This window comes from Elusimicrobiota bacterium (assembly GCA_016788905.1).
Lineage (GTDB): Bacteria > Elusimicrobiota > Elusimicrobia > FEN-1173 > FEN-1173 > JADKHR01.
This window is the reverse complement of the sequence record JAEURZ010000018.1, coordinates 1-19,775: the sequence shown is the minus strand read 5'-3', so window position 1 is coordinate 19,775 and position 19,775 is coordinate 1. Positions and strand designations below refer to the sequence as shown.

At 48.3% G+C, this 19,775-nt stretch carries 19 protein-coding genes; all 19 read left to right on the top strand.

Annotation, left to right across the window (positions count from 1 at the left end):
* Positions 1-3: 3 nt before the first annotated feature.
* Positions 4-1,116: an acyltransferase gene (locus JNK54_08225; protein ID MBL8024247.1), complete on the top strand. Its 1,113-nt coding sequence runs from the start codon at positions 4-6 to the stop codon at positions 1,114-1,116.
* 136 nt (positions 1,117-1,252) lie between these two features.
* A complete protein-coding gene (locus tag JNK54_08220; GenBank protein ID MBL8024246.1) occupies positions 1,253-2,464 on the top strand; it encodes a methyltransferase domain-containing protein in 1,212 nt (403 codons plus the stop codon).
* The gene (locus tag JNK54_08215; GenBank protein MBL8024245.1) at positions 2,461-3,030 is read left to right on the top strand and encodes a WbuC family cupin fold metalloprotein; all 570 of its coding nucleotides are present in this window, start codon (positions 2,461-2,463) and stop codon (positions 3,028-3,030) included. Before JNK54_08220 ends, JNK54_08215 begins: the two co-directional genes overlap by 4 nt.
* Positions 3,031-3,198: 168 nt before the next feature.
* Positions 3,199-3,972, top strand: coding sequence for an SDR family oxidoreductase (locus JNK54_08210; GenBank protein ID MBL8024244.1), 774 nt, complete (start codon positions 3,199-3,201; stop codon positions 3,970-3,972).
* Positions 3,972-5,222: a class I SAM-dependent methyltransferase gene (locus JNK54_08205; protein ID MBL8024243.1), complete on the top strand. Its 1,251-nt coding sequence runs from the start codon at positions 3,972-3,974 to the stop codon at positions 5,220-5,222. The genes JNK54_08210 and JNK54_08205 overlap by 1 nt, the downstream gene beginning before the upstream one ends.
* Positions 5,219-6,430 carry a methyltransferase domain-containing protein gene (locus JNK54_08200; protein MBL8024242.1) on the top strand — a complete coding sequence of 404 codons (1,212 nt, stop codon included), beginning with the start codon at positions 5,219-5,221 and terminating at the stop codon, positions 6,428-6,430. The genes JNK54_08205 and JNK54_08200 overlap by 4 nt, the downstream gene beginning before the upstream one ends.
* Positions 6,427-8,196 carry an ABC transporter ATP-binding protein gene (locus JNK54_08195; GenBank protein ID MBL8024241.1) on the top strand — a complete coding sequence of 590 codons (1,770 nt, stop codon included), beginning with the start codon at positions 6,427-6,429 and terminating at the stop codon, positions 8,194-8,196. The genes JNK54_08200 and JNK54_08195 overlap by 4 nt, the downstream gene beginning before the upstream one ends.
* 25 nt (positions 8,197-8,221) lie before the next feature.
* Entirely contained in the window at positions 8,222-9,514 is a 1,293-nt protein-coding gene (locus JNK54_08190; protein ID MBL8024240.1) for a TIGR04372 family glycosyltransferase, read from the top strand.
* A 190-nt stretch (positions 9,515-9,704) separates the two neighbouring features.
* Positions 9,705-10,364 carry an acylneuraminate cytidylyltransferase family protein gene (locus JNK54_08185; protein MBL8024239.1) on the top strand — a complete coding sequence of 220 codons (660 nt, stop codon included), beginning with the start codon at positions 9,705-9,707 and terminating at the stop codon, positions 10,362-10,364.
* The gene (neuB, locus tag JNK54_08180; GenBank protein MBL8024238.1) at positions 10,361-11,422 is read left to right on the top strand and encodes an N-acetylneuraminate synthase; all 1,062 of its coding nucleotides are present in this window, start codon (positions 10,361-10,363) and stop codon (positions 11,420-11,422) included. The genes JNK54_08185 and neuB overlap by 4 nt, the downstream gene beginning before the upstream one ends.
* Positions 11,419-12,582 carry a UDP-N-acetylglucosamine 2-epimerase (hydrolyzing) gene (gene neuC / locus JNK54_08175; GenBank protein ID MBL8024237.1) on the top strand — a complete coding sequence of 388 codons (1,164 nt, stop codon included), beginning with the start codon at positions 11,419-11,421 and terminating at the stop codon, positions 12,580-12,582. Before neuB ends, neuC begins: the two co-directional genes overlap by 4 nt.
* A complete protein-coding gene (locus JNK54_08170; GenBank protein MBL8024236.1) occupies positions 12,579-13,271 on the top strand; it encodes an acetyltransferase in 693 nt (230 codons plus the stop codon). Before neuC ends, JNK54_08170 begins: the two co-directional genes overlap by 4 nt.
* A complete protein-coding gene (gene hisF / locus JNK54_08165) occupies positions 13,268-14,128 on the top strand; it encodes an imidazole glycerol phosphate synthase subunit HisF (GenBank protein MBL8024235.1) in 861 nt (286 codons plus the stop codon). The genes JNK54_08170 and hisF overlap by 4 nt, the downstream gene beginning before the upstream one ends.
* Complete coding sequence (gene hisH / locus JNK54_08160; GenBank protein MBL8024234.1) at positions 14,125-14,781, top strand: imidazole glycerol phosphate synthase subunit HisH; 657 nt, start codon at positions 14,125-14,127, stop codon at positions 14,779-14,781. The genes hisF and hisH overlap by 4 nt, the downstream gene beginning before the upstream one ends.
* Positions 14,774-16,003, top strand: a complete 1,230-nt coding sequence (locus tag JNK54_08155; protein ID MBL8024233.1) for an N-acetyl sugar amidotransferase — start codon at positions 14,774-14,776, stop codon at positions 16,001-16,003. The genes hisH and JNK54_08155 overlap by 8 nt, the downstream gene beginning before the upstream one ends.
* Complete coding sequence (locus JNK54_08150) at positions 15,976-17,148, top strand: nucleotidyltransferase family protein (protein ID MBL8024232.1); 1,173 nt, start codon at positions 15,976-15,978, stop codon at positions 17,146-17,148. Before JNK54_08155 ends, JNK54_08150 begins: the two co-directional genes overlap by 28 nt.
* A gap of 92 nt (positions 17,149-17,240) precedes the next feature.
* On the top strand, positions 17,241-18,221 hold the full coding sequence (locus JNK54_08145; GenBank protein ID MBL8024231.1) for an SDR family NAD(P)-dependent oxidoreductase: 981 nt from the start codon (positions 17,241-17,243) through the stop codon (positions 18,219-18,221).
* A complete protein-coding gene (locus tag JNK54_08140; GenBank protein MBL8024230.1) occupies positions 18,211-19,368 on the top strand; it encodes a LegC family aminotransferase in 1,158 nt (385 codons plus the stop codon). Before JNK54_08145 ends, JNK54_08140 begins: the two co-directional genes overlap by 11 nt.
* 139 nt (positions 19,369-19,507) lie before the next feature.
* On the top strand, positions 19,508-19,729 hold the full coding sequence (locus JNK54_08135) for a transposase (GenBank protein ID MBL8024229.1): 222 nt from the start codon (positions 19,508-19,510) through the stop codon (positions 19,727-19,729).
* Positions 19,730-19,775: the final 46 nt, after the last annotated feature.

Genomic DNA, 19,775 nt, shown 5'->3' with positions numbered 1-19,775 from the left:
GGTGTGTGCGGCGAATCAACCGTAATGGTCTCCCAAGGGAAAGTTTACCTTCGCGGGCTCTATGGATTTCGTTTTTTGGCGGCCTTTTCCGTTTTTTACGCTCATTTGGAACAGGCAAAAGGTTGGGCCGGAATTCCCAACTGGATGTTTCACATGGGGACCCGCGTTGCGGCCGATGGCGTCACGTGTTTCTTTGTTTTGAGCGGATTTTTGATTACTTACCTTCTATTGTGCGAAGAAGGCGAGACATTGATAATCCATCTCCCCTCCTTTTACTTGCGTCGAATGCTCCGCATCTGGCCCTTGTACTATTCTTGGGTTCTGTTAGTTTTTTTTGTCTTCCCATTTATTCCGTTTATGAAATTTCCTGTGCTTGGAACTGTTCTTGACGGTTATTTTCTACATCGGTTTCTTTTGTTTCTTTTCCTGTCTCCACAGATTGCGATTTCTCTTTACTCTCATCCCCCCTTTGGGGGGCCCCTGTGGTCAGTGGGGGTGGAGGAATATTTTTACTTGATATGGCCGCTCCTATTAAAAAATATACCCCGACCAAGGCTTCTTCTCGGTTTGGTCGGTTTTGTCCTCGTCATGCCGGTGGTTCGGTATTTCATATTGAAATTTTCAATTCAATGGGTCGGATCGATTTTCTCATTGTGCCGGTTTGATTGCATGGCCATCGGCGCCTTGTTCGCTTGGATTCGAATGTACAAAAACGAATGGCTTCAATGTCTTTTTCAGAGGAGATGGATCCCGTGGGCCGTCTGGTTCTGGGCGCTGGTGCATTTCGTTGTGGGAGTGCGTTACGGAATATTCACGGACACCGTGTATTCTCTTGTTTTTAGCCTCTTGATCGTGATCGTTGCGTTTCATCCCTTCCCGCTTTTTTCTCTCGAAAGCGCATTTTTAACATTCATGGGGAAAATCTCCTATGGTTTCTATGTTTTTCATTGGGCGGTCAATGTCTGTGTCATTCAATTTTTCCTTCGTTTTGTTCATGTTCAAAATAACTTTATTTTTAATCTTTTGCTCTTTGTCATTTGTTTTGGCATGACCGCTGCCTTGTCCGCGGTCTCCTTTTTTGGATTTGAACGAAAGTTCCTTTCGTCCGCCCGTTAGAGCCTAGAAAGTGCGGAGACGAAACATGGGGGAATTGATAATCTATCCCTCTTTCTTTGGACAGATCAACGAAGCTCTGGATGTCGTGCGACAGGCCCGCCCTCCTGGGCGAGATTGACGGAGCAGGGAGGTTTGAATGAAATGTGTTTGCCGATTATGTGGAGGGGAAAGACTTTCGCCCCTTTTGGACATGGGACGTCATCCCATTGCGCACCACTTCGTTTTGAATCCTTCACAAAATGAATACAAACATCCGGTGAAAATGTATTTTTGCGATGCGTGCGGTTTGGTTCAATTAATTGATCCGGTGCCTTCCCACATGCTCTACAAAAAGTATGTTTGCCTCAGTTCGTGGAAACCTCAGCCGCACATCCCGCGCTTATTGACGCTGATTGATGAGCTACCGAATATAAATAAAAATTCCCGGATTGTGGAAGTGGGGTGCAATGACGGGGTATTTTTGAATGCCCTGCGCGACGCTGGATTCACACACCTTTTCGGTATTGAGCCCGCGGAGGATGCGTTCGTCGTTGCCCAGACGCGGGGGTTTTCCGTTGTCAACGCTTTTTTTGATCGGGCGTTGGCTGATACATTGGTTTCTGCCCAAGGACAGTATGATTTATTGATTACCCGCCAAGTCATGGAACACATTCCAAACTTGCAGTCTTTTTGTGACGGAATCATGAGATTGGTCAAGCCGGGTGGGTATGTGTTAATCGAGGTGCCCCATTTCGATTTCATCGTGGAGGTCGCTGATTACAGCGCGATCTGGGAGGAACATGTCAACTACTTTTTCCAGAAGACACTGCACCACCTCCTTGCGAAATATAACATCAGAGTGATTCGCGAAGAAACGAGTAATTTCAGCGGAGAAGCACTTGTTGTGATTGGGCGAAACGGAGACAGAATGGAGTTTTGCAACGCGATGGCCCCTCTGGAAGATTTACGGAGCGCCGTAATGGCCTTCAGCGAACGATGGCCCCGTTTTCGTGACGGTCTTCTGGGCTTTTTGAAAATACATCATAACCAAGGCAAAAAAATTGCCATTTATGGGGCGGGTTGTCGAGCGATTTCCCTCATCAATTTTACCGGAATGACTCCCTTCATTGAGTTTGTCGTGGACGATCAACTAGAAAAACAAGGGAAATTCATACCTGGATCTCGTCTTCCCATTCTTCCTTCTGCGGCCCTGGAAGAGAAATCAATCGACTTATGTTTGCTGGCGGTGAACGCTGAGAACGAGACCAAAGTAATCTCTCAACACTCAGTTTTTGAAGCGAGAGGTGGTGAATTCGTTTCTCTCCTTCCTCCGAGTAGTCTCCTCCCTCCCTTTTGGAAGACTTTATGATCATGAAACGGTCGAGCCCCGGTGTCTATTTTGCAGTTCGTTCACCTGTTTGTGTAGGGGGGGATGAAATTGTCCGATTAAAAAGAATTGGTCTGAACGCAAGGATTGGAAGGTCACGCTTGTGTACTCACCCCAATATTAAAAATCGACTACACGAAATGTTGATCGTCCATACGAAGGGGGCCTATGTCCAACCCCATCGACATCAAAATAAACCAGAATCCTATCACGTCATTGAAGGAGTTGCCGATCTTCTTTTTTTTGATATTCGAGGTTGTCTCACCGGGGTTCTTCCGCTGGGAGACAATGCATCCGGTCGGATTTTCTACTGTCGGTTAAACGACTCAAGGTTCCATACTCTTGTCATCCGTTCGGAGACCTTCGTATTTCACGAAGTGACAACGGGGCCTTTCCGGCGGGAGAACACTGTTTTTGCCCCGTGGGCCCCAGGCCCGAAAGCCAAAAACGAACAACGAATTTTCATGAAGATGTTGGAGGCAGAAATTAATAGATTCTATGCATCAACAGGTAATAAATTGTTGAAGAGGAAGCCGAAGAAAACTTAATCGAATCTTGGGGAAATGTTCTTTTCCTCTCCCTGACTTCGCTTTTAAGTTGACCACAGCGGTATTGATGATTTCCTATTTCATTTTTAAGAAAAAAAGACATTCTCGAACTGATTACGGTAAGGCTTAATAATCTTGATTTGATTGGAAAGGAAAAGAGGGGGGGCCATGCAGAAGAAGCATTCGCTGATTATTGGTGGGACAAGAGGCATTGGTCGGGCTCTTGTTGACATGTGGTCAGAGCACGGTGATCGATTCGTCTCCGTAGTTGGTCGTCATTCGGCCAATGCGATTGACCGGCGATTATTAAGGGTGGACCATTGGAGAACGGATTTAACCGAAGGGAGAAGTTTGGGCCCACTCATGGCGGATATTATTCGTCGAAGGGGGGCATTGTCTTCCCTAGTTTTTTTTCAACGTTACCGGGGTATTAAGGACGATTGGATGGGAGAGCTCCAAGTGAGTCTAACGGCGACCCGAGAAATTTTGGAACGAACAGGAGATTATTTTGATCCTGCCGGGGAAAGGGCCATTGTGGTGATCAGCTCCATCGCCAATCATTTCATCGCTCGAGAGCAATCCGTTGGCTACCATGTGGCCAAGGCGGGTTTGACTCAAATGGTCCGGTATTACGCCGTGAAGTTTGGCGCCAAAAAAATCAGAGTGAATTCCGTATCGCCTGGGCCGGTGGTCAAAGCGGAATCTGAAAAATTTTACCAACGACACCCCGGATTTACTGCGTTCTATAAGACCATTATCCCGTTGGGCCGAATCGGAACAATGAAAGAAATCGCCTCGACGGTCGATTTCTTATGTAGTCCAAAAGCTTCATTCATTACGGGTCAGGATCTTGTTGTGGATGGAGGGGTCTCGATTCAAGCCCATGAGTCGCTGGCGCGCTCATTAACCCCTTTGGGCAGGATCAAGGTAACCCGTTCGTGATCCCCCCGTCGTCCTCTCTTTATCGACGAAAGGAGTGTCGTTTGTGCGGGAGCAAATCGTTTGTTCTGGCTCTTCAGCTTGAACCCTCCCCGATCGGAGACGCATTTGTTCCGTCCAGCCGCCTTGGTGAACAACAGAGGCTCTATCCCATCGACCTTTTCCTATGCCGGGAATGTGGTTTGGCCCAGTTGCGAGACGTGATCGATCCCAGGATTCTTTATCGAGACTATCTGTATGTGACGGCAAGTTCGGAAGGGTTGGGGGACCATTTTCGGAGGTATGTAGAGGACGTTTTAGGGCGATGGGTTCCTCCTCCGGGATCGATGGTCGTGGATTTGGGGAGCAACGATGGCCTTTTGCTTGGTTTCTTTAAAGCGCGAGGACTTCGTGTCCTCGGAGTTGATCCTGCCGTGGAGCTCGCCCAACGGGTCACGACATCCGGGATCGAGACCCTTCCAATTTTCTTTACCCACGAGGTGGCGATTCGCCTCCGCCAGGAGCGCGGCCCCGCCTCCATTATCACTGCCAATAACATGTTCGCCAACATCGACAACCTCGTTGATCTCACGGAAGGAATTCGGGCGCTTTTGTCCTCTTCGGGAATTTTTGTAATGGAGAGTTATTACCTTCCCGATATACTGCGGAATATGGTGTTCGATTTTATCTATCATGAACATATTTCCAGCTTCACGGTGAGGCCGTTGAGGGATTTCTTTGAACGGCACGGTTTGGAACTAGTGGATGTTCTCAAAGTTCCCACCAAAGGAGGGTCCGTGCGCTATTATGTTCAGCCGCGAGGGGGGCCTCGGCCCGTATCTCCAGCGGTCAAGGCATTAATTGCGGAAGAAAATGAATTGGGTGTTTTTCACCCAGACATTTTCCGATCCTTCGCGGGAAAGGTATCCCATGAGAAGGACGCTCTTCTGTCCATTCTCAAAAAATTGAAAGTTCAAGGGAATTCCATTGCCGCGTATGGTGCGTGTATCACCGGGACCACCCTCCTGTATCATTTTGGGATTGGTTCTTTTATTGATTTTATCGTTGACGACAATCCCGTCAAGCAGGGCTTATTTAGTCCTGGTTTTCACATCCCGGTTTACCCGCCAGATCAGTTGTGCCAACGGATGCCCACTCATGTTCTTCTCTTGGCGTGGAGATATTCGGAAGGTATTATTCGGAAAAATAAAGAATATTTAGAAAGGGGGGGACATTTTATTATCATGGGAATGCCGGGGATTAAAATAATATGACCGTGAGTTCGTTTTCCAACCCCTATGGGAGTCTGATCGACTATTATCGGGACCAGATCATTTTGCCCACCTACTGTCGGTTCACCTCAGGGGACGATCTCGAAAAACACCAGAAGGAAAGGGGAAAGTTTTTTACTGAACGTCTTTCCTTACCCGCCCCGCGATTTTTCCAGGGGGCCCGCCTCATTGAATTTGGACCCGATAGCGGGGAAAATGCCCTCGCTTTTGCGACGTGGGGTGCGTCTTGTTTTTTGGTTGAGCCCAACAAAAATGCGCATCCAGTTTTGCTGGACTATTTTGATAGATTTAACCTTTCTCATCAAATAGCGGGGTTAAGCGAATCCAATGTGACGGCTTTCCATGCGCCAGGGGATCAGAAAAGCCAATATGATGTGGTGGATGCGGAAGGTTTTATTTACACGGTTCGTCCTGAAAAACAATGGATGGATCTATTTTCGTTCCTGCTCAAGCCCGGGGGAGTGGTAATCCTCTCCTACATGGAAAAATATGGGAGTTTTTTTGAATTGTTCCTTCGCGTCATTCACAATCATGTTCGTCGGCTAACGGGAATAGAGGCCAATCGATCGGCGCGTGATCTATATTTGGCCAAATGGAATTCCATCCCCCATACGCGTTCCTTTGAATCGTGGGTGATGGATGTGATTGAAAATCCATTTGTTCGTTTGCATTTCCTTTTCGAGCCCTACGACCTTTGTCGAAAAATGTCATCTAGCGGATTTACCCTATATTCCTCTTGGCCTTTCTATCGAAATGCGTTGGAATTGGGTTGGCACAAAAAGCGGGTTTCCGCGCTTGAGCAATTGGATTCTACGAAAGCCTTTCTTCATCGGAGTCGCGTCAGTCATTTTTTTGGTGTCCCGCTCTTTTCGGTTCGTCCATCGTTGGAAACGTGTCTTGAAAAGACGCTTCACCTTGTGGATGGATTAATCGACAATGTTAATGAGGAGGCGGTCAAGGAATTAAAAAGTTACTTGGCGGATTTGAGTCGCTGGGTTGAGGACGAAGTGCTCTACGCTCGTCCCTCAGACCGGAAGAAAGCTTTGCTGTCGATCGTGAGTGTTAAAAGTATTTTGGACCTATTGGTTGCGGGAGATGTGCACGCCCTGAAGATATTTTGTAACACCGATGCTGGGTTCACCGGGATGTGGGGGATGCCTGTTCATTATTCGGTATTTGAGAAACAATGACGACCATTGTTTTCATTCGGGAGATGGGCAGGCGGTTCCCAAGGGAATTTTTTCTCAGCGTTTTTCTTCTCTTTCTTTCCGGGGGTCTCGAAACCCTGACACTGCTGACGTTGGTCCCCGTGGTGGACCTTTTTTCACTCCCGAACCTTTCGACCGCAGGACCCGTCACTCAGCGCTTTATTGAAACTTTGCGCAGCGTGGGCCTCACGCCCACAATGAGCAACATGATGATCGTCTTACTGGCGCTTCAGGCATTGTCTAGCGCGGTGTTCATTCTTGCCGCCCATTCAATTCTCCGGACGAAATACGCCGCTGTTCGTGAAGTGATGGGGGACGCCTTTGACGAATTCTTTTCGGCCCGTTGGAGTTTCTTCTCCAGCAATTCCCAGGGAACTCTCTTGACCACCTTCACCAGCGCGGTCGTCCAGGTCGGGAACGCATTTTCGGGGATCGGGCTGTTGTTGATCGCTGGCGCCCGGCTGGTCTCTTATATGGCCGTTCCCCTCGCGATTTCGTGGCAAATCACCTTGTTTTGCGTGGGGTTGACGGCGCTGGTGGCCTGGCCTTTCCTGCGGCTGGGGAAGATATCCTTCCGGTTGGGAAAATCCAACATGGACACAGCGAATGAAACCATGGCGCTCCTCCACGCCAGTCTGGGGGGGGCTAAGGTGGTCCTGGGATATGGCAATCAGAAAAAAAACTCTGACGCCCTTCGCCGAGAGTTCCAAAAACACTGCGAGGCGACCATTAAGTTTCAGACGCTCACCCAAGCCATCCCGGCCGCTTACAAACCGCTGGGATTGGGGATTCTTGTCCTAACCCTCCTGCTCTCCCGCCACCTGGGGGTCCCCCTTTCGGAGATCGGAGTGATGATGCTCGCCTTTCTCCACATGATTCCCCAGGTGGGCTATCTCGCATCGAATAAGAGCAATATCCAGAACCTACTCCCAGCGTATGAGCAAATTGAGCGCTTGCGGGGAGAAGCGCGCCGTTTGGTTCAGCGCTCCGGGCCTCGTCCCTTCGTTTCTTTCGAGCGGGAGATCGTTCTTGATCAAGTGTCCTTTTCCTACCCGGACCGCCCGCCGATTTTAACGGATATCACGCTCCGAATCCCAAAGGGCCGGTTCGTCGCCATCGTGGGGGAGTCTGGTGCGGGCAAGTCCACTTTTGTTGATCTCCTCATGGCTCTCCATGAGCCGACCGGGGGCCGGATCACATTGGATGGGGTGCCGCTGCATGAATTCGAGGTGGGTTCCTACCGCCGTCGAATCGGATATGTGCCCCAGGAAAACGTCCTGTTCAATCAAAGCATCCGGGACAACCTCTTGTGGGCCAACGCGGAAGCAAGCGAAGATGATATCCGATCCGCGTGCCGCCGCGCGAACGCGACCGAATTCATTGAAAAACTACCGCAAGGATTCGACACATTTGTTGGGGATCGCGGAGTGCGATTGTCCGGTGGGCAAGCCCAGCGAATCAGCCTGGCTCGAGCAATCTTACGGAAACCTTTTCTTCTGATTCTTGATGAGGCAACCAGTTCTTTGGACACACATTCGGAAAGGATGATTCAGTCTGCGGTGGAATCCCTCTCCCATGAGACAACAGTCATAGCCGTCGCTCATCGGCTCTCCACAATCGTTAATGCTGACAAAATTATTCTCCTCCAGCATGGAAAAATCGCTGAAGAAGGCTCATATTCTTCATTGATGAATCAGAGAGGGCTGTTTTATCGGATGGGGCACCTTCAAGGGTTAAGTGTTCGTTAATCAATGTATATTAAAATATTCCACTATGCGTAATTTAACAGAAAATTTCAGAAATCGTGTTTGGATTGCCATTAAAAAAACAAATACATTATTGATCAGCGAGACACAACTAATAAGAAGGCATGGATGGTTAAGTGGGAGGTCCCTGGCCTTTAAATGTATCAAGGGGCTCTTGGCGTTGTTCCTAGTAATTCTCGTGAGATTGATTCGGCCGTTATTATGGATTCGTTTCGGAGTATTGTTTAGTGACCGCATCGGACATTTTGTAACGGATATTGAATTCTATCTTTGTGAAAGGGAACTGGGGCTTCATCCCATAAAGGCAATTGATGTATTTAGCTACAGTGGTGACGTTTGCAATACCCAACTGAAGATCATGTGTGAAAGGACATTGAATGTAATAGGGTTTACTCGCTACATGGAGAGAATTAATCGTTTTTTACCCGGGGGGGGGGATCACGCATTTCATATCTTGGCGGGCCGGCCCTACGGAAGTCGGGACATCGAAGGATTCCTCATTCGAACAAATGTTCATATAAAATTTACACCTGAAGAGATCCGACAGGGATTTTGTGCTCTTGAAAAGATGGGTGTAACACCCGGATCTCAATTTATATGTTTCCACGCAAGGGATTCGGTATACCTCAAGATGGTTTACCCTGATCAGGATTGCAGTTATCATGATTACCGAGATTGCAGCATAAATAACTATATCCCTGCCGTTGAAGAAATGAGTCGAAGAGGAACATTTTCGATTCGAATGGGCGCCGTTGTTAAAGAGAGTCTGAAAACAAAAAACCCAATGATAATTGATTATCCCAGGTTAAAAAGAACGGAATTCCTCGATATATTCCTTAGCGCTTACTGTCGGTTTTTTGTAGGTTCGGGTAGTGGAATTGATTCTGTGGCGAGTGTCTTTCGACGTCCGATTGCTTATACCAACATTATTCCTCTGGAACTAGCTCCTAGTCAAGGGCCCCAGGATTTATTTATTCCCAAAAAACTTTGGCTCACGCGTGAACGTCGTTTCTTGCGTTTCAGAGAAATATTTCAGCTCGCGAATGGTACTCAATATTTACGAAAGGAAACGTACGCTCGATTGGGAATTGAAGTTGTTGAGAATTCTTCTAATGAGATTGAGGCCCTGACCCGGGAAATGGACGATCGTCTTCTGGGGAAATGGAGGAATACGGAAGAGGACGAGGAACTTCAAAAACGATTTTGGTCTTTGTTTCCACTCCCAAGCCGGTACCATGGGGCATTCCAATCTCGTATAGGTTCGCAATTTTTGCTTAAAAACCGTCATTTGCTGGATTGAATGGGGGAGAGCCTGAATTCTCTATTTGGGAGAAATTCACTTGAAGAATGGCACCCCTTGACAGAACCTCATTTGAGGCATAAAGTATATTTAGAAAGTTCTAAACGATATGAATTATAAAAAAAGGACAACTAATCTGATTCAAACTCCCGTTCTCGGGATCATTCCGGCACGCGGGGGATCAAAAGGCTTGCCTGGAAAAAACGTGTGTTTGCTAGGGGGAATTCCACTCATTCTCCATACCGTTTCCGCGGCCAGGAAAGCTAAAACAGTAACAGATTTCATAATTTCCACGGATGATCCCGGAATCGCTCGCGTGGTAAAAAATGCTGGAGTCCCCGTTCCTTTTCTGAGGCCAACGGAATTGGCAAAAGACAAAAGTTCGGTATGGCTGGCGATTCGTCATGCTGTGGCCTATTGGGAGAAAGAAAAATCTCAAATCCCTAAAACTATTGTCATTCTCCAGCCCACCTCCCCGTTGCGTACAGGGGGCGATATTGATGCGTGCGTTCGTCGTTTATGGGCGCTGAACGCAGATTTATGTGCAACCGTAACGGTATCCCATGATAACCCCTATTTTAATATGCTTCAACTTCCTTCCAAAAAACAACCTTTCGCCCGTCCTTTGTGTGGAAACCCAAAGGCAAGCACGCGCCGACAAGACGCGCCCCCTGTCTATGCCCTCAATGGTGCCGTATACGCTTTAAAACGTAACATACTAAGTCATTTAAAAAATCCTTTCGCTCTATCCCGTTTTGCTGTGAGTAGAATGCCGCGGTCCCGCAGTGTCGATATCGATACGGAAGAAGATCTCGTCCTTGCCGAATACTGGTTTCGTCAAAAAAAATGAAAATAAGTAACCCCATTCTAACCATTGGACCTCACCGGATCGGGAGGGGGAAACGTTGTTTTTTAATTGCCGAAGCTGGAGTTAATCATAACGGAAGTCCCCATCGGGCTATGCGCCTTGTGAAGGCGGCCGCACGGGCTGGCGCAGATGCCATTAAATTCCAAACATTTAAAACAACCAGGCTCACGACCAAAAGTGCTCGAACAGCTTTCTACCAGCGAGATGGGACAGGTGGGGAAATGTCTCAAGCCAAAATGCTTAAGAAGTTGGAGCTTCCCCTGACCATCTATCGTTCCATACTCTCGGAATGTCAACGACAGGGAATCCTTTTTCTATCAACTCCGTTCGATGAATCCAGCGCGGATTTTCTTGACGATTTAGGAATTTGTGCATTTAAAATTTCTTCCGGTGATCTGACAAACCTACCATTCTTGTCCTATGTAGCGAAGAAAAAAAAACCGATGATTCTCTCTACAGGAATGGCCACACTGGCTGAAGTGCGTGCTGGAGTACACGCTGTCCGAATGACCGGGAATAAAAATCTCGTTCTTCTTCACTGTGTGAGCGCCTATCCCACAGAACCAAAGGATGTGAATTTGATGGCTATGGAAACGCTCCGAAAAACATTTCATGTCCCTGTCGGTTTTTCAGATCATACAAAAGGAATTGTCGTCTCTCTCTCCGCGGTCGCCTTGGGGGCCACCATCCTTGAGAAACATTTCACATTGGATCGTGCGCTCACGGGCCCTGATCAAAAGATTTCTATAATACCGGATGAACTTAGAGCCTTGTCCAAGGGGATAGGGGACATCCATTTGGCTATGGGGGATGGAGTTAAGAAACCGGTTATAGCCGAAAAAGAAACAGCAGGGATGTCCCGGCGGAGTTTGGTGGCGAAACGAGACCTGGTGAAAGGCGAAGTGTTGAACCACTTGTCCGTTGATATCCTTCGGCCGGGTACTGGACTATCGCCCGATTGGCTTCCCAAATTGATCGGCCGTCGAGTCAATCGAAATGTGGATTCTGGTTCTCTCCTTCGCTTGGAATGGTTTCGATGAAAAGAATTGCCCTTGTAACAGTGGACCGATCGGATGCTGGGCTATACGCACCTATTTTAGAACGTCTTCGAACAACACCTGATGTTTTCATTAAGGTTTTGGCTTTCGGATGTTATTACGCTCAAGAGATGGAAAGCGGGAGGGGGAAGCTTGAATTAGGTGGGATTCAGATTGACGAACAGATCAAATCTTTTCCATCGTCAGATACTTACGAAGAGGTCGGGCTCTCTTTGGGACTGGGGGTTCAGGGGTTTTCTCGAAGTTTCGCCTTGAATCGGCCAGATCTGTTGGTTGTCATGGGAGACCGTTTTGAAATGTTTGCAGCTGCCATCGCGGCCCTTCCTTTTCGCCTCCCTGTGGCGCATATCCATGGGGGTGAAATTACAGAAGGGGCGATGGACGATGCTATCCGTCACGCGATGACAAAAATATCTCACATCCATTTTGCCTCAACCGTTGAACACGGTCGTCGAATTGAGCGCATGGGGGAAGAACCATGGAGAATCATTGTTTCGGGTTCTCCAGGTTTGGATCATTTGAATACAATACAAATGCTATCTCCCAGAGATCTTGAGCATCGTTTGAATATTAATGGAATCAAACAATCCTTGCTGGTGACGTTCCACCCCGCAACACTCGAAGAGGAAGATCCCGCGCGTCAAATCGACGAAATTCTCGCTTCACTGGCGAACTCCGGACGTCCGCTTATTTTTACGAGTCCCAACGCGGACCCACGTGGAAAGGTCATCTTTAAAAGAATTCAAGAATTTGCGTTGAGTCGCCAAAATGTATATGTTGCGAAAACTTTGGGTACCCAGGTGTATTTTAGTTTAATGGCTGTATGTGCCGCCATGGTAGGAAACTCCTCCAGCGGCCTTATTGAGGCCCCATCGTTTTCTCTGCCCGTTGTCAATGTGGGAAGTCGACAACGGGGTCGAACCCAGGCTAAAAACGTGATCAATGTAGACCCCGACCGGGAATCCATAGGGGAAGGGTTGAGGTGCGCGTTGGCCCCGACCTTTCGATCTGCCTTAAGAGGATTAACAAACCCGTATCGTCCCTGCACGTCCGCATCGGAACAAATTGTTCGGGGATTGATGGACGTTCCATTGGATCAAAAACTCATTCAAAAAAAATTTTATGATGGCCTTGGTCAATGAAAAAGAAAAAACAAATTCGTATCGTTTTGCTTGGGACAGGAGGACACGCACGAGTCCTAATGGACGCATTGCGTTCTTGCACCGCTCCATTTCCAGAATGGGCGATGGACAAAGATCGAAAAAAGTGGGGTAGTAAGTGGGAGGGTATTCGAATTTTTAAAGGGGATGATTCTTTACAGGCCATATTAAATATGGGCGCAACGCACTATGTTGTTGGTGTGGGTGGAAACGGAGATAATAGGGCTCGTGCGCGATTGTTCGTTAAGCTAAAGGCTTCTGGATTGGATCCATTCAGCGTTCGACATTCATCCGCTGTGGTTTCTCCAGGAGCGATATTAGGTTCAGGTGTTCAGCTCCTCCCGGGGTGTGTGGTGAATGCGGGTGCTGTGATTGGGGAGAATGTCATCATAAACAGTCGGGCGGTTGTGGAACATGATTGTTTTATTGAAGAGCACGTCCATGTGGCCCCTGGAGCGGTGTTGTGTGGTGGAGTTTACGTCGGCAAAGGATCCCATATTGGGGCTGGGGCTGTTATTCGTCAGAAAATTCGAATAGGCTCACAGTCTCTTGTTGGCGCTGGTGCGGTGGTTGTCCGGGATGTTCCTCCCAATACTTGGGTGGTTGGAATCGCGGCAGAATCCAGGGGCCGATTCGAGCGGGTTCCCTTTGAAAAGGTGAATATTCATTGATTCGGGTTATTCCACGACTGGACATCAAGGGGCCACACGTGGTGAAAGGCATTCATCTGGAAGGATTGCGGGTTCTTGGTGTTCCTGAATTTTTTGCTCGACGATATTATGAAGAGGGCGCTGATGAAATTCTTTTTATGGACGCTGTTGCGAGTTTGTACGGGCGCAATAGTTTATTGCAGTTGATTGAGAAAGTATCACAGGAAATATTCATACCGCTCACTGTTGGTGGAGGCATTCGCACCGTTGAAGATGTTCGCGCTGTTTTAAGAGTGGGAGCCGACAAGGTGGCACTTAATACAGCGGCTGTTCGACAGCCTCATTTAATTCAGGAGGCCTCTCAACGCTTTGGGTCGTCAACAATTGTGGTGGCAATCGATGCAATTCAAAAAGAAGATGGACGCTACGAGGTATTCACGGACTATGGGCGGGAATCAACAGGGTTGGACGCAGTCGAATGGGCCATTCGCGCCGTTGCCCTTGGTGCGGGGGAACTCTTGGTCACCTCGATTGATCGGGAAGGGACCGGAAGAGGATACGATGAGGGACTTATCCTTCGAGTGGTGGAGTCTGTCCCCGTTCCTGTTATTGCCTGTGGTGGTGCGGGGAAGGCCGTCCATCTTACGGACGTCGTGACCAAAGGAAAGGCCGATGCTGTTGCCGTAGCGTCCATGTTGCATTACAACTTGGCAAATCGATTCCCAATTGAAAAACCTGACAAAATCGAAGAAGGAAATACAGTTTTTCTTGAAGAGAGAAGGGGTTCCCGCGTGTTCCCAGGTACATCCTTAGGGGAGATTAAGGCTGAATTGTCTCGAGAAGGCATTCCTTGTCGTGTTCTGGGGGGGCCGGAATGAGGGTTGCCATTGTTGATTGTGGGCGGGGAAATCTTTTTAGCGTGAGCTCCGCATGCCGGTTCGTCGGCCTTGAAGTAAGCGTGACGAGCGATCCCAAAGAGATCATGGGTTCGGCCGGTGTAATCCTTCCGGGTGTCGGGGCCTTTGGGGATGCAATGGCGGCCCTGAAACGTCGAGATCTATTGTCTGTCCTTCGGGATGTGGTATTGGTTGGAAAGCCGTTCATGGGCATCTGTCTGGGTTTCCAAATACTTTTCTCTGAAAGTAATGAGTTTGGCACCCATCCGGGATTGGGGGTGTTTCCGGGCGACGTTGTCAGGTTGGAAAACAATGACGGTGATCAGAGGCTAAAAATCCCTCATGTTGGTTGGTATCCAATTTGGCCGGGTTCAGAAGGTCAGTGGAACGGAACACTCCTAGAGGGGATGCCCACGGGGGAATCCTTTTATTTTGTCCATTCCTTTCACGTGCGTCCCGGAATAGGCTTGCCCTCCCTCGCATTGAGTCGGTTCTCCAACACGGATTATTGCGCCGCTGTGCAGCAGGGTGAGGTGTTTGGGTGTCAATTTCATCCAGAACGGAGCGGCCCCGCTGGATTGAAAATCTATAAGGCTTTCGCCAATCGAGTGGGCAAGGAGACGGAGCATGTCTGAGATAAAATCTTCATTGTCAACTCTTCCTGAAGCTAAATTTGGTCTTCCTCAGGAAGTCCGGTTCTGTCGTCGTTGTGTTATTTCAAATCAGAGACCGTGCTCCTATCCCGAATTTCGCCATGACAAAGAGCGTCGAACTCCCACCGTTCATCTTGACGAAGAGGGTGTCTGTGATGCTTGCCGTTACGCTGAACGTAAATTAGGGATCGATTGGGAGAAGAGGGAAAAGGAATTGCTGGCCTTGTTGGAACGTCACCGTCGGTCAGATGGAAACTACGATTGTATTGTTCCTGGAAGCGGGGGCAAGGACAGTGTTTTTGCTGCTCACACGCTCAAGTATAAATACGGGATGCACCCGTTGACGATCACCTGGCCCCCTCTCCTCTACACGGACATCGGACGTAAAAATTTTAGAGCCTGGATTGAAAACGGAGGGTTTGACAACATCACCTTTAAACCCAATGGACGTACGCACCGATTGCTAACTCGTTTGTCGATTGAAAATCTTTTGCACCCATTTCAAACCTTTATTTTAGGGCAGAAAAACCTAGCTCCTAAAATTGCCCTGCAGTATAATGTTCCACTGATTTTTTATGGTGAAAGCGAAGCGGAATATGGAAATCCCATTGCGGAAACAGCCACTTCACTTCGGGACCAGTCCTACTACACCATTCAGAGCCTGAATGACGTGCGATTAGGGGGGGTCTGCATACGTGAACTTGTTGAAAACCATGGTATTTCGCTCGCCGATATGAGAGCCTATTTGCCAGCGGAACCCAAAGAGCTCGAAGCCTCTCCTATTGAAGTACATTATTTAGGGTATTACCTAAAATGGACTCCCCAAGAAAGTTATTACTACTCGGTTGAGAACGTTGGGTTTGAAGCCAATCCCGTTCGAACAGAAGGGACCTACAGTAAATACAACAGTCTTGACGATAAAATAGATGGATTTCATTACTACACAACATTTATAAAATTCGGTTTGGGGCGCGCGAGCTACGACGCTTCGCAAGAAATAAGGAACAAACACTTAACGCGCCAAGAAGGGGTCTCTTTGGTGAAGCGTTTTGATGGAGAATTCCCCAATCGGTATTTTGTTGAAGTGATGGAATATATTGGATTGAACCCGGATAAGTTCCATGAATTATGCGATGCGTTCAGGTCCCCTCATTTGTGGGTTCGAGAGAATGATAAATGGCGATTGAGAAACCCTCTCGAATGAAGCCCATGGAAAGTTTGTCTGACCCAAGGCCTCTTTCGATTCCTATCGATCGGGAGGGGCTCATCGTCCGTCCAGAAGATTCGCTTCAAAGGGTGATCGCTTCTATTGACCAGAACCAAACGGGCTCTGTTTTGGTTCTGGATTCATCGAAAAGACTGAAGGATGTGATTACGGATGGGGATATTCGCAGGGCTCTCCTCGCTGGAATTTGTTTAGAAGCTCCGGTTCGGCTGTTGCAAAAACGCCGGTCCACCTCTCCCTACCCAAAACCCGTGACAGCTCCATGGAATGCGACAACAAACGATCTTTATCGATTGATGAGGAAAAAGCAGGTGCTTCAAGTCCCCCTTCTGGACCGGAGGGGTTTCGTCGTAGGGGTGGCCATTGCAGGGGATTTAATCCACCACGATAAACAGGGATTTCAGGCGGTGGTTATGGCCGGGGGGTTTGGGAAGCGATTGAGCCGATTGACAAGGAAAACTCCTAAACCCATGCTTCCGATTGGAAAGAGACCTCTATTGGAGCGTATCTTAAAGCAATTGAAAGAGGCCGGGATTCATCGTATTCACGTGACAACGCACTATCGATCGGAAAAGATCATCCAATATATTGGAGATGGTGAACACTGGGGTTTGAATGTGAATTACTTACAAGAGTCCCAACCGCAGGGGACGGCAGGTTCTCTCCGACGGCTCAAAGGTCTCGGGCCATTTCTAGTGGTCAACGGGGATATCCTTACTCAGGTGGATTATCGGGCTATGGCTCGATTTCACAACGAAGTTAAACCCATCATGACTGTGGGCGTTCGGCGATACGAGACCTCGATTCCTTTTGGTGTCATTCAATTGGATGGGGACCGGGTTAAAAGTTTTTCTGAAAAACCGGTGATTCAAAATCATATTTATGCGGGGATATGTTTGCTGAATGCAAAGGCCTTGTCTTTCATCCCAAAACGACGTAGGTTCGAGATGCCGGATTTGATCCGAATCCTTCTTCGAAAAGGTAAAAAAGTAGCGGGTTTCCCAATTCATGAATCCTGGATGGATATCGGAACTCCGCAAAGTTACCGATTAGCCAAGGAGGCCTTCAAGGAGAATATCCGTTTCCAGCGACAGGGGCCAGTCGTGCCCGGAACCGGAACCTAGTGAAGATTTTTTCTGAGTAACCTGAGGGCGAGATGTTGGCTCGAAAGTTAGAGAAAAAAAGATAGACGGAAGGATTAAGGAGGCCACTCCGAATGGGATGGAAAAATAGAAGAGTTCTGGTAACCGGGGCTGGGGGGTTTGTCGGGAGTCATTTAGCGGAACGATTGCTAATAAGGGGAGCCCGCGTACGTGCTCTAGTAAGATATAATTCTCTTGGGACGTGGGGATGGCTGGATCACTCCAATCAAAAAAAAGAAATTGAAATCTTTGCTGGGGATGTCCGGGAAAAAGATTCATTAAAGAAAGCGTTCCATGGTATTGATGTGGTGTTTCATTTAGCCGCTCTCATTGGAATCCCTTATTCCTACGAAACCCCTGCTTCCTATGTGAAAACAAATATTGAGGGGACTTTGAATGTTCTCCAGTTGGCACTGGATTCGGGTGCGAAAGTTATTCACACATCAACAAGTGAGGTTTACGGAACGGCCTGTTCCGTTCCTATTTCGGAAGAGCATTTGCTCCGAGCTCAATCGCCTTATGCCGCTTCAAAAATCGCCGCTGACAAAATAGTTGAGGCGTTCCACTTTTCGTATGGATTGCCTGTTGTTACGGTTCGCCCGTTCAATATTTTTGGGCCCCGCCAATCCATGCGGGCCGTGATTCCCACGATTATCGGTCAAATTTTGAATGGGACAAAGATTCAACTGGGAAACCTCAAAGCCACTCGGGATCTGAACTTCGTCACGGATACGGTCGAAGGATTCTTACTGGCGGGAGTTACTCCTCGTGCGATCGGTCGTGTCATTAATTTGGGGTCCGGTCGAGAAATCTCCATTGGGGATTTGGCAAAAAAGATCCTACGCCTAATGGGGAGAAATAATCCTATTCTCACAGATCGTCATCGAATTCGTCCTCACAGAAGTGAAGTCGAGCGCTTGTGTGCCAATTCTGCCGTTGCCAAACAATTACTCCGCTGGGAACCCACCTGTTCTTTGGAAAATGGCCTTCGAGAAACGATCTCATGGATCGAAGAGAACTCTTCGCGCTATCAATCCACCTCCTATGCGGTCTAATCCCAAATCATTCATTCCCCTCTCTGTCCCTTGCCTAAAAGGGAACGCGTGGAATTACATAAAGGATTGTCTCGACAGCGGATGGGTGTCCTCGGCGGGGACCTACGTAAATTTATTCGAGACCATGATCCAAAATCGGTTGGACGGAGGATCCGCTGTTGCGGTCTCCAGTGGGACCGCCGCCCTTCATACGGCTCTTTTGGTGATGGGGGTGGGATCTGGGGATGAGGTCGTTGTTCCGGCAATGACATTTGTGGCCACCGCAAACGCAGTGACGTATTGTGGAGCGAAACCCGTTTTTGTCGATGTTTCCCCTCTCTCGTGGGGATTGGACCCATTTAAAGTGGAAGAGTTCATTGAGCAGAGATGCGATATTCAAAAGGGGAAACTCATCAACCGAACTACGGGGAGAAGAGTGAGAGGAATCATTCCCGTCCATTTACTGGGACACCCTGTCGACATGGACCCAATCCTGCAGCTCGCCCGTCGTTACGGTTTGTTTGTTGTGGAAGATGCCTGTGAGTCTCTGGGGGGGCTCTACAAGGGAAGACCGATTGGTCGGCTCGCCGATATTGGTTGCTTTAGTTTTAACGGGAATAAAGTGATTACGACCGGGGGAGGGGGGCTGATCATTACCGATAATCGTCAACGGGCGGCCCGGGCTCGCCATTTGACGACTCAAGCGAAGAAGCACCCAGAGGAATATATTCACGATCAGGTGGGTTACAACTATCGCCTTTCCAATATCGCTGCTGCTCTGGGATGCTCTCAAGTGGAACTTCTTGATGAGTTCCTGAATGAAAAAAGACGAATTGCAAAATATTACAGGCAGGCTTTTGCCGGGATATCGGATTTGGAGTGTATGCCGAATGCCGCATGGGCCTCTCCGACGCATTGGTTGTTTACCATTTGTCTCAAGCGTCGTGGAGGTGCATCCAGGCTCGTTCCATTTTTGCGTCAGCGAGGCATAGAGGCACGCCGGCTGTGGAAACCATTGTTCCGTCTCCCCTTTCATCGGGATTGTGAAGCTTTTAAGATTGATTTTACCAACACACTTTATGATCAAGCCGTTAGCCTCCCTTCCTTTGTTGGGTTATCTTTGTCGCATCAGATAAAAATCGTGAAAGCCGTTTTGTCCTTTTTATAAGAGGGTGAATCATTCCGCACAGGAGGAAAAAATTAAATCCTGTCTCCATCCTGTTGGAGAACTGGTCCTCCCCCGCAAAACTGAGCCGGTTGTAAGTAGAGTCCTGGGATGATAAAACAGAACCCAGGAGGGCAAGACCATGACCCGAAAGCGGTATACAGAAGAACAGATCATAGGAATCCTGAAGGAATCAGAAGCGGGGGCCGATACGCGGGCGCTGTGTCGAAAATATGGGATGTCGGACGCTAGCTTCTACAAATGGAAAGCTAAATTCAGCGGGATGGATGTATACGATGCACGGCGGCTGAAATTGCTGGAGAATGAAAACAACGTAACCGTTCAGGGGGACAAGCCCTTTTGAAATAAAATATTGCGCATTTACCGTCGACAACGAAAAGCATTGAGGG